At 64.9% G+C, this 15,299-nt stretch carries 12 protein-coding genes and 1 rRNA gene; 5 read left to right on the top strand and 8 right to left on the bottom strand.

Features of this window, described 5'->3' with window-relative positions:
• From DLM85_RS22995 to DLM85_RS22980, 4 genes are all read right to left on the bottom strand, one after another.
• Positions 1-123, bottom strand: a 16S ribosomal RNA gene (locus tag DLM85_RS22995); the annotation flags it as partial.
• A gap of 851 nt (positions 124-974) precedes the next feature.
• On the bottom strand, positions 975-2,822 hold the full coding sequence (locus DLM85_RS22990; RefSeq protein WP_111480533.1) for a glycoside hydrolase family 13 protein: 1,848 nt from the start codon (positions 2,820-2,822) through the stop codon (positions 975-977).
• A 137-nt stretch (positions 2,823-2,959) separates the two neighbouring features.
• Positions 2,960-4,348 carry a lysophospholipid acyltransferase family protein gene (locus tag DLM85_RS22985; protein ID WP_111480532.1) on the bottom strand — a complete coding sequence of 463 codons (1,389 nt, stop codon included), beginning with the start codon at positions 4,346-4,348 and terminating at the stop codon, positions 2,960-2,962.
• Positions 4,349-4,541: 193 nt separating this feature from the next.
• Complete coding sequence (locus DLM85_RS22980) at positions 4,542-5,615, bottom strand: NADH:flavin oxidoreductase/NADH oxidase (protein WP_111480535.1); 1,074 nt, start codon at positions 5,613-5,615, stop codon at positions 4,542-4,544.
• Between the two features lie 460 nt (positions 5,616-6,075).
• Between DLM85_RS22980 and DLM85_RS22975 the strand changes: the two genes are divergently transcribed.
• From DLM85_RS22975 to DLM85_RS22965, 3 genes are all read left to right on the top strand, one after another.
• On the top strand, positions 6,076-7,494 hold the full coding sequence (locus tag DLM85_RS22975; RefSeq protein ID WP_111480531.1) for an MBOAT family O-acyltransferase: 1,419 nt from the start codon (positions 6,076-6,078) through the stop codon (positions 7,492-7,494).
• Between the two features lie 13 nt (positions 7,495-7,507).
• Positions 7,508-8,494, top strand: coding sequence for a hypothetical protein (locus DLM85_RS22970; RefSeq protein ID WP_111480530.1), 987 nt, complete (start codon positions 7,508-7,510; stop codon positions 8,492-8,494).
• A gap of 159 nt (positions 8,495-8,653) precedes the next feature.
• Positions 8,654-9,508, top strand: coding sequence for a pirin family protein (locus tag DLM85_RS22965; protein WP_111480529.1), 855 nt, complete (start codon positions 8,654-8,656; stop codon positions 9,506-9,508).
• A gap of 83 nt (positions 9,509-9,591) precedes the next feature.
• Here the strand turns inward: DLM85_RS22965 and DLM85_RS22960 are convergent, their stop codons facing one another.
• A complete protein-coding gene (locus tag DLM85_RS22960; protein WP_111480528.1) occupies positions 9,592-9,990 on the bottom strand; it encodes an STAS/SEC14 domain-containing protein in 399 nt (132 codons plus the stop codon).
• A 336-nt stretch (positions 9,991-10,326) separates the two neighbouring features.
• Here DLM85_RS22960 and DLM85_RS22955 point away from each other — a divergent pair, with 336 nt between their 5' ends.
• Both DLM85_RS22955 and DLM85_RS22950 read left to right on the top strand, forming a co-directional pair.
• On the top strand, positions 10,327-12,129 hold the full coding sequence (locus DLM85_RS22955) for a serine hydrolase (protein WP_165822267.1): 1,803 nt from the start codon (positions 10,327-10,329) through the stop codon (positions 12,127-12,129).
• Positions 12,130-12,394: 265 nt separating this feature from the next.
• Positions 12,395-12,844, top strand: coding sequence for an SUKH-3 domain-containing protein (locus tag DLM85_RS22950; RefSeq protein WP_111480526.1), 450 nt, complete (start codon positions 12,395-12,397; stop codon positions 12,842-12,844).
• A gap of 6 nt (positions 12,845-12,850) precedes the next feature.
• Here the strand turns inward: DLM85_RS22950 and DLM85_RS22945 are convergent, their stop codons facing one another.
• From DLM85_RS22945 to DLM85_RS22935, 3 genes are all read right to left on the bottom strand, one after another.
• On the bottom strand, positions 12,851-13,357 hold the full coding sequence (locus DLM85_RS22945) for a GNAT family N-acetyltransferase (RefSeq protein ID WP_111480525.1): 507 nt from the start codon (positions 13,355-13,357) through the stop codon (positions 12,851-12,853).
• Between the two features lie 44 nt (positions 13,358-13,401).
• Positions 13,402-14,730, bottom strand: a complete 1,329-nt coding sequence (locus tag DLM85_RS22940) for a TCR/Tet family MFS transporter (RefSeq protein WP_111480524.1) — start codon at positions 14,728-14,730, stop codon at positions 13,402-13,404.
• A gap of 80 nt (positions 14,731-14,810) precedes the next feature.
• Positions 14,811-15,230 (bottom strand): hypothetical protein, encoded by a 420-nt coding sequence (locus DLM85_RS22935; RefSeq protein WP_111480523.1) that lies wholly within the window; start codon positions 15,228-15,230, stop codon positions 14,811-14,813.
• Between the last annotated feature and the right edge of the window lie 69 nt (positions 15,231-15,299).

The raw sequence follows: 15,299 nt of genomic DNA, 5'->3' as shown, positions 1-15,299 counted from the left end.
TAGGCAGATTGCCTACGCGTTACGCACCCGTGCGCCACTATGGTATTGCTACCACCGTTCGACTTGCATGTATTAGGCCTGCCGCTAGCGTTCATCCTGAGCCAGGATCAAACTCTCCATTGTAAAAAATTCTTAGCATCTGCCGAAGCAGAGCCGATGTCGAGTGCTGATCCGACCCGTATTGACGAGCTTTATTCTTGTACGCTGCTCGTTGCTCTGCCGAAGCAGAGCAAGTCTTACCTATTTGTCTTTCCAGTCTTTCAAAGAACGTATGCTAATTCCATCTGAATCAGCCGTGTGGTTGTTATTACAACCTCTTCTTTCCTGTACTTACCGAGCGTCGTTCCGCTCGGGGTTGCAAAGGTAAGAATCTTTATTCGTTTTGCAAGCTTTCGAAGAAATTTTCTTTCTGTTTGCTTCTTCGATTCTCTTTGCTTTCTGCCTCCTTCTGAAGCGGGGTGCAAAGGTAAGAAGCTTTTCTTTCGCCGCAAGCTTCAAGGAAAATTTTTTCAAACTTTCTTTGTTGACTTACGCTGCTTTCTGCCTCCTTCTGAAGCGGGGTGCAAAGGTAAGAAGCTTTTTCGATCTACAAACATTCTAAAATAAAATTTAGATGCTGTTTTTCGGTTGTGCTTGCCCCATTCCGTCTGATTGGGAGTGCAAAAGTAGCAGGATGATTTGTCGCGCGCAAGCCCTGCTCGTCATTTGGGGAGAGCCAGAGGGTTTCTGTCAGGAATATGCCGATGGCAGTTGCCTAACAATCAGGACCTACAACGACGTTGGAGGGGCTAAAAAAAAGTTGCGGGCTTTGCTGACGAGTGAGTCTTGCCTAATGGATACTGTTAGCAAGGCGGTGCAGTATGGTGTTAGGCCACTCTATATAGGATAGGAGTAACTGCTTACCAAGTGGGAGGCCGTAGTGAAATAAGCCGCAGGAGTCCATTCGTCTCCTACGGCTTATTCCGTTATGCTGCTTATTGCCGAAGAATCAGGCCGCTCATGGCGGGCAGGGTGGCACCGGTAGCAGTTAGTTTTCCGTCGCCCAGCAGAGTGGTCCGCTTGCTGTTGCCGGGAAGCTTAAACGTCTGCGGCGTTGATTCGAGATTGAAGAGGACCATGATCTGGCTTTTTCCGTCGGAGCGGCGGTAGGCGAGCTGCTTACCGGTGGCGGTGAGGAACTCCAGGCGGCCGGTGCGCAGCACGGGATGCTCGCGGCGGAGGCGGGCCAGCTGCTGGTAGAAGTGGTGGTGCTCGGCGTTGTAGGCGACGGGGTCGGTGGGGCCGGGCTGGTAGTTGGTGCGGGTTTCGGACTCGAACGAGAGATTGGGCCACATGAGGGGCTTGCGGCAGTCGGGGTCGTCGGCGCCCCACATGCCCAGCTCGTCGCCATTCCAGATGTGGGGGGCACCGATGCTGGTGAATTGGTGCATCAGGTAGAGGCGCACTCTCTTATAGGTGTCGGCGTCGGGCTTGCCGGTTTTGTAGGCGGGGTTGTCGCGGGGGGTGGCCTGGTACTTGTACTTATTGGCGTTGTAGAAGTCGGTGAGCAGGCGCGGGGCGTCGTGGGTGGCGTTGACGTTCATCATGGCGTAGCGCGTGGGCTCGGGCAGGCGGTTCCACTCGGCCTGCAGCGCCTGCACGAACTGCGGGGCATCGAGGGGCTCGGCGACGTTGGCGAAGAACTGGCGGGCGGGGCGGTAGACCTGGTAGAACATGACGGCATCGAAGATGTCGCCGCTGGTGTAGGGCACCGGGTTCATCAGCTTATCGGGCCACTCCTCCCACCAGATTTCGCCGACGAGGTAGGCCTCGGGCTTCAGACTCTTTATATAGGAGCGGTAGTCGCGCCAGAAGCCCATTGGAATCTGGTCGGCTACATCGAGGCGGTAACCGTCGACGCCCCGGCTGGCGTCGCCGTCGGGCAGCAGCCAGCGTTTGCTCACACTATATATATGTTGCTTGGCGCCGGCGTTGACGTTGCCCTCGTAAGGGTGGCCGCCGGGCTGGCGCGGCACGGGCACATCGACTTTGCGGATTTCGGGCAGACTGGCCAGGTTGGCCCAGCCTTGGTAGGCGAATTCGCTGGCGGGCGTGGCGGGGTTATCGAAGGTGGTAATCTGGTACCAATCGGCGAAGGGCGAGGCTTGCTGCTGCTTCAGGATGTCCTGCCAGGCCCAGAACTGAGTGCCCGTGTGGTTCCAGGAGTAATCGAGCACGACTTTCATCCGGCGGCGGTGGGCCTCGTCGATAAGCTTCAGGAACAGCTTGTCGGCGCTGGTCCACTGCCAGGTTTTGGGGTCGTTGGGGTTTTCGGCGGCAATGATGCGCTGGTCGCCGGCGGGGTCGGGGCCGAAGGTGATGTCGACGTGGTGGTAGCTGCGCGGGTCGTACTTGTGGAGCGAGGGCGCGTCGTTAATGGGGTTTATGTAGAGCGCCGACACGCCCAGCTCCTTTAAGTAATCGAGCTTGTTGAGCACGCCCTGCAGGTCGCCGCCGTAGCGGCGCAGGCCCAGCTCGTCGCCCCAGCTGAGCTTGGCTTGTTTGGCCCAGGGCTCGGGCTCGTACCAGTTGTGGGCCCAGGGCGTGATGCGCCAGCCGGGCGGGGCCTGAAACGAGGGAGCCATGGTGGCGGGCGTGGGGTCGTTTTTCGGGTCGCCGTTGGCGAAGCGCTCCACAAAAATCTGGTACCATACCACGTCCTTGGCCCAGGTGGGTGGCAGCTGCGCTCCTTTGAGCGTGGGCTGAGCCGTGGTGGTCAGGGCCGTGGCCACGAAGGCAGCGCTGAACAGGATACGGGGAATGGCGGGGCGGAAACGGGACATAAGGCGCAAAGCAGTAATAAACTCCGCAACAAATAAGCGCAAATTGCCAGAACCGGTGGGTGCGGCCGTCTGAACGCAGGCATGTTGCAGATTACCGGCAGCCCCGCTACTGCTGTCGGTAGCCGCGCCGGTAGCGGCTACCGACGGGCCTGGGCGGCCGCGTAGGCGTCGCGGGCGTCGGCGAGCAGCTGCAGAATGGTGCGGCGCTGACGCAGCAGGGCTTCCACCGCGGCGGGCTGCTGGCCGAAAAGCCGCAGCAGGCGCAGGCGCTGCAGCCGCTGGGTGAGCTGGTCCCAGTAGTGCAGGGCGTAAAAGCCGGTGAGGGGCAGACTCAGGGCGTAGAGCAAGGTCAGCCAGCCGTTGTGGGCGAGGCGCTGTACCAGCCAGATCTGCAGCGGATAGAAAAGGCCGAAGGAGAACATGCCCGTCACCATCATCAGCGGCGCCACGAACTCCACGTCCTTGGTGGCGCGGCGGGCTACCACCGACGGAATGATGTAGGGCACGTAGTTATTGACCACCCCGAAGAGGTAGAGCGGGAAGCCCAGCAGCACTTTCAGGGTAGTGAGCAGGCCGCGCTCCAGGCGGCCACGGCCGGCGCCGCTACGCTGCAGGGCTTCGTCGGAAAGGCGCAGTTGGCGCAGGCTGCGGGTGTACTGATCGACCTGCTGATGCAGCTCGGCCAGGTGCGCAGGGTCGTGGCGCTCAAACCAGGCCACGGCCTGCAGCAGGGTGCGCGTGAGGCGAAACTCCTCGTAGGGGCTGCCTTCGTCGTGCTCGGGCACCAGGTACTCGCCGAAGGTATCCTCCACCTGCCGCACCAGGGCGTCCTCGGCGTCGTCGCGGGTGACGACGAGGTGCGCTTCGAGGCGACGGCGCAGCTCCTCGGTGAGGGCGTCGGCGGCAGCTTCGGGGTCTTGGCGGTACTGCTCGGCGTAGTCGGCCACCACGATGGGGCGGGCGGGGTAGATCAGCACGTCGGAGCGGAAGCGGGTAGGCGCGGAGTAGTTCAGGCCGATGGGCAGAATGCGCACGCCGAGCTGAAAGTCGCGGCGGGCCTCGGCGCCGAGGGCAATGCGGGCGGCCCCGGTCTTGAGTGGCCGCAGCCGCCGCTCCGAAATGCTGGTGCCCTCCGGAAAAATCATCAGCAGGCCGCCGCGGTCGAGGTGGTCGTAGCTGCGGCCGAAGGCCTTTTCATTGAGGGCGGCCAGCTCCTCGGGCGACACACCGGCTGCGCCCGACTCGGCGTCCTGGCGGCGGTACACCGGGATGCAGTTGGAGCGCTCGAAAAACCAGCGCGACAACGGGTTCTGAAAAAACGTGCTCTTGGCCAGAAAGAACAGCTGGCTGCGCCGACGGTTGGCGGCCACCAGCAGCGGGTCCATAAGGGTGTTGGGGTGGTTGGCGGCCACCAGCAGCGGCCCCGGCTCCTGCAGGCGCTCGGGGTGGCGAATTTCGAGACGCCGGAAAAACACGCGCAGCGCCAGCTGCACGGGTGGTTTCATCAGGGAGTAAAACAGGGCCATAGGGGGAAAAGACTGGGCCGGGCCGGCCGTCGCCAGAAATACGGGAATTTCGGCGACACTGCCGGGCTTGGCTGGTCCTTTTCAGTTCGGCAAGCAAATGTAGCAGGGGCTTCAACCCACGGCCGTCAGATGGTAATGTACCTGCAGGCTGTTCCGCGAGAATCGTCCACCCGCACGCGGGCTCAAGCACGCGCTACTTCCGCCGCGGCCGGCCCCGCTCGTACTGCTTGGGCCAGGGCAGCTCGGTGCCCAGCTCGTGGGCGGCGTGCAGCGGGAAATACGGGTCGCGCAGCAGCTCACGGGCCAGCAGCACCACGTCGGCCTGGCCCGTGGCAACGATGTGCTCGGCCTGCCGGGCATCGGTGATGAGGCCCACGGCGCCGGTGGGCAGACCGGTTTCCCGGCGGATGCGGGCCGCAAACTCCACCTGGTAGCCGGGCCCGACCGGAATCGGGGCCTGGGCCACGTTGCCGCCGGTGGAGCAGTCGATGAGGTCGACGCCGAGGCCCTGGAGCACGCGCGCCAGGGCCACCGAATCGTCGGCCGACCAGCCGCCCGCCACCCAGTCGGTGGCCGAGAGGCGCACCAGCAGCGGCAGTTCGGCCGGCAGCTCGGCGCGCACGGCTTCCACTACCTGCCGCAGCAGGCGCGTGCGGTTGTCGAAGGAGCCGCCGTAGGCGTCGGTGCGCTGGTTGCTCAGCGGCGAGAGGAATTCGTGCAGCAGGTAGCCGTGGGCGGCGTGGATTTCGATAACCCGGTAGCCGGCCGCCAGGGCCCGGGCGGTGGCGGCCCGAAAATCGGCAATGACCTTGTCGATACCGGCCTGATCGAGGGCCTGCGGTGCGGTTTCGGCGGGAACAAACGCCAGGGCGCTGGGGGCCACGGTGGGCCAGCCGCCCTCGGCCGGCGCTACTTCGGTGCCGCCCTGCCAGGGGCTGCGGTGGCTGGCTTTGCGGCCGGCGTGGGCCAGCTGAATGCCCGGCACCGCGCCCTGGGCCTCGATAAACGCGGTGATGCGCCGCAGAAACGGCAGGTGCTCGTCCTGCCAGATGCCCAGGTCGTCGGGGGTGATGCGGCCCTCGGGCGCCACGGCGGTAGCCTCCTGAATGACCAGCGCGGCCCCGCCCACGGCCCGGCTGCCCAGGTGCACCAGGTGCCAGTCGTTGGCGAAGCCGTCTTCGGCCGAGTACATGCACATGGGCGAAACGACAATACGGTTTTTGAGGGTGACACCGCGCAACGTAAGCGGCGTGAACAGGTGAGCCATATCCATACAAGTAAGTGCCGGGGTGAGTACCATACCGACTGCGTATTTCGCAAGTCAAACCGGCATGGCCTTTTCAACAGCCAATTAGCCCGCCGGGTTAGCTTATGCCTCGCATTCGACAACGCTTGGCAAGTGTCTCCTCCATTCATTGAATTAAAATCAGATTAAAACAAGCAGAATATTTGTACTATATTTTGAATTAACTTTACATAAACTATATTAGCCGTTGCTATTCACAGTCGACGACGATGATACGCGCACTTCAAACTCAGCCGCCACTTACGCCCCCGTGACAGGCCCGGGTTGATTTGGCTGCTGGTGCCGAGCAGCAAACAGCCCGTCCGACCGGCGCCACCCAGTCGGAGCCCCTGCGGTGCTTCTTTTCCCAGTCTGCCAGCTGCGCCTTCCCAAGGGGCGCCGGGCCGGCTGTTGCCCTCCACCAACCTCCTCCTTCTTCCCCATGCTTTTCAATTCCGTCGAGTTCCTCGTCTTCTTCGTCGTGGTCACGGTGGTGTACTGGGCCCTGCCCCACCGGTTTCGCTGGATTCACCTGCTGGTGGCCAGCTGCGGCTTCTACATGGCCTTCATCCCGGTTTACCTGCTCATCCTGCTCTTCACCATTGCCATCGACTACGTGGCGGGCATTCAGATCGAGCAGGCGCAGGGCCGGCGGCGCAAGCAGTTTCTGGTGCTGAGCCTGGTGGCCAACCTGGGCGTGCTGGCCGTGTTCAAGTACTACAACTTCTTCATCGACAACGTCAACGACCTGCTCGACTCGCTGCACATCACGCACCACGCGCTGCCCTACCTGAGCATTATACTACCCATCGGGCTGTCGTTTCACACGTTTCAGGCCATGAGCTACACCATTGAGGTGTACCGCGGCAACTTCCGGGCCGAGCGCCACCTGGGGCTGTACGCGCTCTACGTGATGTTTTACCCGCAGCTGGTGGCCGGCCCCATCGAGCGGCCGCAGAACGTGCTGCCGCAGTTTCACGAGGTGAAGCGCTTCGATTTCACCCAGACGCTTATCGGGCTGCAGCGCATGCTCTGGGGCATTTTCAAAAAAGTGGTGGTAGGCGACGTGATGGCCGAGTACGTCAATTCCGTCTACAACCACTACGAGGTGCATTCGAGCTGGTCGTTGCTGCTGGCCACCTACGCCTTCGCGGTGCAGATCTACTGCGACTTTTCGGGCTACTCCGACATTGCCCTGGGCTCGGCGCAGGTGATGGGCTTCCGGCTGATGGAAAACTTCCGCATGCCCTACTTTGCCAAGTCGGTCACCGAATTCTGGCGGCGCTGGCACATCTCGCTCTCCACCTGGCTGCGCGACTACCTCTACATCTCGCTGGGGGGCAGCCGCCTGGGCCGGTGGCTGACCTACCGCAACCTGATGCTGACCATGCTGCTGGGCGGCCTCTGGCACGGCGCCTCCTGGAACTTCGTCATCTGGGGCTTCCTCAATGGGCTGTATCTGAGCGTGGAAAAGCTGTTGGGCGTGCGCGTGGAAGCCACCGAGCAGCTGCCCTGGTGGTCGAAGCTGCTGCGTATCGGCCTCACGTTTCACCTGATTTGCCTCACCTGGGTGTTTTTCCGCGCCCAGTCGTTCGAGCAGGCTCTGTTCATCGTGCGCCACATCGTGGAGCAGGTCCCGGGCACCTCGCTGGCCTGGGAGCCGGGCACGGCCGGGCCGCTGCTGCTGGGCCTGGGGCTGCTGCTGCTGGTGGAGTACGGCTACCTGCGCGGGCGCAACACCGAGGCCATCATGCCCCACCGCACCTGGACGCGCCCCCTGGCCTTCTCGCTGGCCCTCACCCTGCTCATTATCTGCTTTGGGGTGTCGACGGGCGAGCAGTTCATTTACTTCCAGTTCTAAGCCGCCAGCCGCTATGAAACGCTTTGCCTTGTTTTTCGCGCTGTTTGCAGGCCTGCTCCTGCTCATCGACCGCGGCGGCGCCCATTTGCTCGACCACGTTTACGCCCGCACCTACGTGGGGCAGAAGGGCGGGATTCTAAACCACTACTTTGCCCGGCCGGCCCCGCCCGCGCTGGTGCTGATGGGCAATTCGCGCGCCTCACTCGACGTGAACCCCGACAGCCTGCCGGTGGAAGCCTTCAGCTTGGCCCACCCCGGCACCAGCCAGATTTTTCAGTCGGGGCTGCTGAGCCTGCTGGCCGAGCGCGGCCGGCTGCCCCAAACCATCCTGCTCCACATCGACCTCGACGAGTACATCCGGCCCAGCTTTCCGGCCGACATCCGCAACCTGCGCCACTACTACGGCCAGGCCCCGCTGGTGACGCAGTACAGCCAGGAACTGTCGCGGTGGGAGCCGCTCAAGCACGGCCTGGCGCTGTACCGCCACAACGGGCGCCTGTTCGGGCTGGCGAAAAACCACTACCTGCAGCGCCAGGGCGCCGCCCCCTCGCAGGGCTTCGACCCCTACCCACCCACCGCCCAGGACAGCATCAATACCCTCTACAGCACCCGCTACTTGGCCGCGGAGCAGTACCGCCTCAACCGCGGGCACCTGCGCTACCTGCACGATTTTGTGACGCTGTGCCGGCAGCAGCAGGTGCGGCTCATCTGCTTCACGACGCCTTATTACCGGGTGCCGCCCCACGTGCGCGAGTCGGCCGGGGTGGTTGATTCGCTGCTGCGGCGCGCGGGCGTGCCCTACCTGAACTACGCCGCCACCGCCGCCCCGCCCGCCCTGACGGCCATGCGCTACTGGCGCGACGCGACGCACCTGAACAGCCGCGGCATTCCGCACTACAGCCAGCTGCTGGCCCGCGAGCTGCAGCCCCTGCTGGCGGCGCAGGTGCCGGAGCCGGCCGGCGGTCAGCCCTCGGCCTACCTGGCCCTGGCGCAGCGGTAAAGCCGCACGAAAGCCGCACGCCGGTCGGCGGGACCCAGGGGGTGGTTACCTGCCGGGCACGCCCTGCCCGCAACTTATTCCCGGTCGGCTGGTATTGGACAGTAGCTCCGGCGCCCCCGTACGGGCGGCCGGCTCCCATCCCACCTGTCCTTCCTGCTCATGCGCACCATCAAGCAGCAGCACCGCGCCGTCAGTGCCCCCATCGACGACCTCGTCACGTACCGGGCCCTGCCCACGCGTTCCGTCGAGCACCTCGACCCGTTTCTGTTTCTGAACCACCACGGCCCGCAAACCTACAAGCCGGGCAACCGGGGCCTGCCCTTCGGCCCGCACCCGCACCGCGGCTTCGAAACCGTCACCTTCATCCTGGCCGGCGACATCATGCACGAAGACACCGGCGGGCACCAGAGCATCATCAACGCCGGCGGCATTCAGTGGATGACGGCCGGCCGCGGGCTGATTCACGCCGAGGTGTCGTCGCCGGAATTCAAGCGCACGGGCGGCCCGCTCGAAATTCTGCAGCTGTGGGTGAACCTGCCCGCCCGGCACAAGATGACCGAGCCGCGCTACGTGGGCCTGCAGGAGCCCGAAATACCCCGCATCAGCCTCGACGAAGGCCGCGTGAGCCTGCAGGCCATAGCAGGCGAGTGGGCCGGCACCGCGGGCGCCGTGCAGCCCCTGGCCGACATTGCCCTGGCCACGGTGTACTTCCGGGCCGGGGGCCGGCTGGCGCTGACCATTCCGGCCGACCACACCATTTTCTGCTACGTGGTGCGCGGGCAGTTGCGCGTGCAGGACCAGCCCACCGAAGCCCTGCACCTGATCGAGCTCAACCACGACGGCGACGACCTGCACCTCGAAGCCCAGAGCGACGCGGTGCTGCTACTGGGCCACGCCCGGCCTTTCAACGAGCCCATCGTCGCCTACGGCCCCTTCGTGATGAACACCAACGCCGAAATTCAGCAGGCCTACCAGGACTACCAGGCCGGCAAGTTTGGCCAGTGGCGCGGCTAGGCAATCCTTAAACCCGAACGCGGCGGCCCGGCCGGCTCGATGGAGCCAGCCGGGCCGCCGCGCTTACCACGCCTCCGACCTGACTATGCCAGCAGCCAGGCCACAGCTTCGTGCTCGTTGTCGAAGTAGCAGTAGCTGATCTGCTCGCGCATGGGCATGATGATGGCGGCGGCGGAAAGCCGGGCGCCCATGTCGTGGGCCGACAGCACGGCCCGGCGACGGTAGCCGGCCTGCACGGCCCGCGGCGTCCAGTGCTCCTGAATCCACTGCTGCTCGGCGGCGGAAAAAGGCATCACAAAGCGCTGATCGGCCAGGATGCGGCCGTGCCCGTAGCGCTCCAGCCACGCCAGGGCTTGCTCCAGCAACTCCCGGCGGGCGGCCTCGTCGGGCGCGTTGGGGTGCCACGTTATCCGCAGAAAACCGCGCGCATCGTCGTGCAGACGCCCCGCGGTGTTATGGAAGAAAATGGATTGCTGCCCCATATGCCCTCTTAGCCGGCGCGGGCCGGGCCCGCGCAGTAGTAGATAAATTCGGCCGGCGGCCCGGCCCGTAAAACCGGGCCGGGTACCGTAGCGCCTCGCCAAAAAACACAATTTCCAGCAATTCAGTTCGACACACCCCGGCAACACCCTAACGCCCATTAGCCTGCCCATGAGCCCCAAACAGGCCATTTAGCGGAGCCGACTAGAAAAATAACAATTTATTTGCCTAATAATATTACCATTTTCTTCCAACAATCTGGTAAACTTGTAGAATCGTCCTACCTGCGTTTTGCGCAGAACCGGGCGCAGGCAGAGCTTTATCTACAAGTCGGCAGCGTGAAGCAGTGGTTTACTTTGGTAGTGGGGTTGGTGCTGACGGTGCTGTCGGCGCAGGCGCAAACGGGCGTGGCCGAACCGGCCCTGGCACCCTGCGACGCGGTGGTGCAGGCGTTTCTGCAACGCTGGGACATTCCGGGGGCCTCGGTGGCCATCAGCAAGGACGGCCGCCTGGTGTACGAGCGGGGCTTCGGCTACGCCAACCTGGCCCGCACCGAGCCCATGCAGCCTGCCCACCTGCTGCGCGTGGCCAGCGTTTCGAAGCCGGTGACGGCACTGGCCGTCATGAAACTGGCCGAAGACGGGCTGCTCACGCTTAATCACCGCGTGTTCGGGCCCGAAGGCTACCTGCGCGGCACTTACTACAACGACGTCATTCAGGATCCGCGCATCTACAGCATCACGGTGCGCCAGCTACTGGAGCACACCGGCGGCTGGAACCGCAACGCCGGCGTCGACGACCTGAGCAGCTCCGACCCCATCGATTTCCCGCTGTACGTGGCCAAGGCCATGCAGGCCAGCAACCCGGTGGCCGACTCGGTGCTGGTGCGCTTCGTGCTCAGCCGCGGGCTGAACTTCACGCCCGGCAGCCGCTTCGCCTATTCCAACATGGGCTACCTCATCCTGGGCAAAATCATCGAGCAGGTGACGGGGCAATCCTACGCCGGCTGGGTGCAGCAGCACCTTTTCGCGCCGGCCGGCGTGCGGGAGGCACACCTGGGCCGCAACCTGCTGGCCGACAAGCTGGAGCGCGAGGCCGAGTATTTCAGCAAAACCAGCCGCGAGTCGTGCTACGGCACCGGGCAGAAGGTGCCCATGCCCTACGGCGCCTGGAACCTGGAGGCCATGCACGCCCACGGCGGCTGGCTGTTTTCGGCCCGCGACCTGGTGCGCTTGGTGCTGGCCGTCGACGGCTCGGCCACCCGCCCCGACCTGCTGACGGCCGCCACCATCGACACCATGACGACTTCGGACGAGCCCAACCGCCGCTACGCCAAGGGCTGGCTCGTCAACAAGGACCGCAGCACCTGGTGGCACACCGGCTCGCTCGACGGCACGGCCAGCTGCGTGGTGCGCACCGCCGCGGGCTATACCTGGGCCATTCTGCTGAACGGCCGCGCCCTGCCCAACCGCTTCTGGCACGACCTGGAGGAACTGGGCTGGGACTGCCTGCGCGCCGCCGACGGCCGCTGGCCCGCCTACGACCTCTTCGCCCCCGAGCAAAATGCGGCCCGCCTGCAGGCCCGCCTGCTGGGCCCCACTACCGCCCGCCTGAGCTGGCACAACGGCAACGGCACCGGCCGCCTGCTGGTGCTGCAGGAAAAAACCCCGCTGACGGCTTTGCCCGAAGACGGCACCAACTACGTGGCCGACGCCGGCTTCGGGCGCGGGGCCACGCTGGGCGCGGGCGCCGTGGTGGCCGCCGGCCCCGACAGCGCCGTGACCGTGCGCGACCTGGAGCCCGGCCGCACCTATTTTGCCCGCGTAATGGAATACCGGCAGAACGCCCTCAGCGGCGAGCATCCCGTCTACGCCCTCGACGGCAACCCGGTGCTGGAGTTCCGCACGCCGGCCCTGCCGCCGGTACTGGCCCGGCGCAGCAAACCCACCCGCCCCGCCGCCGCTGGGGCCCGCCGCAAGCGCCCGGCCAAGGCCACCGTCCGGGCGAGCCGTCCGGCCCCGGCTGCGGCTCGGGCCACCCCGCCCCCCGCCAGCCCGACGGCCGCCGCGCCCCCGGCGGCCGGGCCCGCGCCCTCCTACCTGGCCCGCCTGCTGGCCGCCGGCCGCGCGTGGCTGCGCTAAGCCCCCGGGCTTCGCCTGCCGGGCTCGGGAATGCGGCGGCGCAAGTGCTATCCGATGAGCAGCAGCCCGGCGACGCCGGTGAGTACGTTGCAGCTGCTCTCAACTGGGCAGCGCAGCCGGCCGAGGCCACCACGGCCCGAGTGCGCGGCTAACCCGGTTTGTGCCAGCAGCATAGCGCTTATCACGCACGGCACATTTTATCGGAGCGCCCGCTTTCTACTTTGTTTTTTTCGGATAAATTTGTACTCCCTCTATAAGCACTGGGATGTCTGGGTTTTCCGATGAAGTAAGACACATCCTGCGCGAAGCGGGCTGGCACGAAGGGCGCACGGTGAGTACGCAGCCCTACAGCACCGCCAACACTTCATCGGGCGGCGCGTGGTTTGGCGCGGCCGAGAAGTTTCTGCGCGAGTTCGGCGGCCTGCACCTACGCTTCCTGCGCCACGATGGCAGCGTCAGCAACCTGCAGTTCGAACCAGCACTGGCCGCCCAGATTCCCTACTTTCCGGCCGCGCACGAAGCGTTGAGCCGGCGGCTGCACCTGCCGGGCCTGGCCGTGCTGGGCGTAGCCTACGGCGACGACCTGCTGCTGCTCATGGACAGCCAGGGCCGCTTCTACGGCGCCGGCTGCGACGACTGCCTGTACCGGCTGGGCGCTGATGCCCCAACGGCGCTGGCCGCGGTTTGCCTGGATCTGCCATTCGAGCAGCTGTAACCGGCGCTAAGCCAGCCGCTTTTCGTAACAGAAGAACCGCAGGCCCGGCCGGAAGGCCAGCGTGATTTCGCCCGCGAAACGGTAGCCCAGCTTCGGAAACAGGCGCTGCGTGGCGTGGTTTTCCGAGTTGGTATCCACGCGCAGGGAGTTCAGCCCGCGCTCGGTGGCCAGCCGCTCGGCCTGCTCCAGCAGGGCCGCCGCCACGCCCCGGCCCTGCACCGCCGGGTCCACGGCCAGGCGGTGCGTGACGATGGCCGGTTCCGCCGGGTCCCAATCGGCCTGAGCGTACTCGGGGTCCTGGTCGGTGGTGAGGGCCGCCGCGCCGGCCACGGCCCCATCGGCCTCGGCCACCCACAGCTGCGCCCGGTCGATATCCTGCCGAAACACGGCTTCGTTGGGATAATCGGCTTCCCACTGAAAATTGCCGGCGGCCTGCATCAGCGGCACCACCCGCCGTACGATATCCAGGATGGCGGGCAGATCAGCGGCCGTAGCGGGGCGAACGAGGAGCATAAGCGAAACGGAAAGGAGCGCCGTAGCCGGCCGCCGGGGCAAAGTTACTCCGCCAGCGCCTGCTCGGGCACGGGCGTTTGCTGCGGCCGGTGCAGGTGCGCCGAGCCGCGCAGGGAGCGGGCGGCCAGCCAGGCGCTGATGACGGTGAGCACTGCGGCCAGCAAAAACGGCGCGCCCGGAAAGTACACCGGGGCTTTCGGACCGGTGAAGTATGAAAACAGGTTGGTCATTAACGGCGGGCCCACGATGGACGTGGCGCTGACCAGACTGGTCAGCCCGCCCTGCAGCTCGCCCTGCTCATTGGGCGGCACTTGGGCCGAAATCAGCCCCTGAATGGCGGGGCCGGCAATGCCGCCCAGGCAATACGGCACCGAAAACAGGAACATCATCCAGCCCTGCGAGGCAAAGGCAAAGAGTAGAAAACCCAGCGCGTAGAGCAGCATGCCCACGTACACCGAGCGCTCCGAGCCCAGGCGCGGGTTGATGTAGCGAATCAGCAGGCCCTGCACCAGCGCTACCAGCGCCCCGATGACGGCCAGGGAGCCGCCCACCCAGGCCTCGTTCCAGCCAAACTTCTCCATGGTGAAGTACGCCCAGGTGCTCTGCGTGGCGTGGGCGGCCACGTAAATAAAGATCAGCGAGCTGACCAGCCCGAAGATGACCGGGTAGCGCTGCAGCTGCCGCAGCGAGCCAACGGGATTGGCCCGGCGCAGCTCGAAGGGCCGGCGGTGCGCCGCGTCGAGCGACTCGGGGAGCACGAAGAAGCCGTACAGCCAGTTGACGAACGTGAGCAGGGCCGCCACCATAAACGGCACCCGCGGCCCCCACTGAGCCGCATCGAGCACCACGCCCGTCAGCTGCCCGAGCCCGCCCAGGATCTGCGGCGCCCAGCGGCTGAGCAGCCCACCGATGGCCGGCCCGATAATGAAGCCCAGACCAAACGCGGCGCCCACCATGCCGAAGTTCTGCGCCCGCTTTTCCGGCGGACTCACGTCGGCAATGTAGGCGGTGGCGGTGGTCATGCTGGCCCCGGTGACGCCCGCCAGCAGCCGCCCAATGAACAGCCAGCCGATGCTGGGCGCCACCACCAGCAGCAGGTAGTCGAGCCCGAAGCCAAACAGCGAAAACAACAGCACCGGCCGCCGGCCGTACCGGTCGCTGAGGTTGCCGAGCACCGGCGAAAACAGGAACTGCATGATGGCGAAGGCAAACACCAGCCAGCCGCCGTAGCGGGCCGCGTCGCTGATATTGCCGCCGGTGAGTTGTTGGATCAGCTTGGGAACCACCGGAATGATGATGCCAAACCCGATTACATCGATGAGCAGCGTGACGAAGATGAAGCCCAGGGCAGCTTTGCGCGGTTCGGCGGCCATAGCGGTAAGGTCAGCTGGTGAACATGCAAATACGGCAATACTAAATTTTTAAACAACTTATTGCTAATAAATTTAGCTATTTAGTCGGCCGGTTCCTGCTGTCGTTGCAGCCAGGCCAGGGCCTCGGCTTCGCTGGTGAAGCGTTGCATCAGGCTGGCTTTGCCCTCGAAGTACACCAGCGGCGGAATCTTTTTGTCGGCCGGCACGGCATCGGTCAGCTGCACGGGGGCCACCAGGTAGGCCAGGTACACGCGGCCCGGCAGGTGCTGCCCGAGCCGGGGCAGAAAGTCGTTGAGCAGCCAGGGCGTAATGGCCACTTCCAGATTAAGCCGCCGGCGGGCATCGAGCAGCCAGTAATGGCAGCGGTGGGCGCGGGCCACTTCCAGCAGGGCGGGGTAGCTGGCGTACAGCTCGCCTTCCCCGACGGCGCGCTGCCAGCGGCCCACCAGCACGTCGAGGTCGGGGCGGTAATCAATCTGGAGGAAATCGGGCGTAGACATGGGTGCAATGGGCGGGAACGGGCGGGAACGGGCCTAAAAGTACGTAGCCGGTCGAACGGAGGTAGCACG

It is taken from the genome of Hymenobacter edaphi, assembly GCF_003258365.1.
GTDB classification, from domain to species: domain Bacteria; phylum Bacteroidota; class Bacteroidia; order Cytophagales; family Hymenobacteraceae; genus Solirubrum; species Solirubrum edaphi.
The sequence above is the reverse complement of the archived record's forward strand: the minus strand, read 5'-3'. Positions and strand labels throughout refer to the sequence as shown.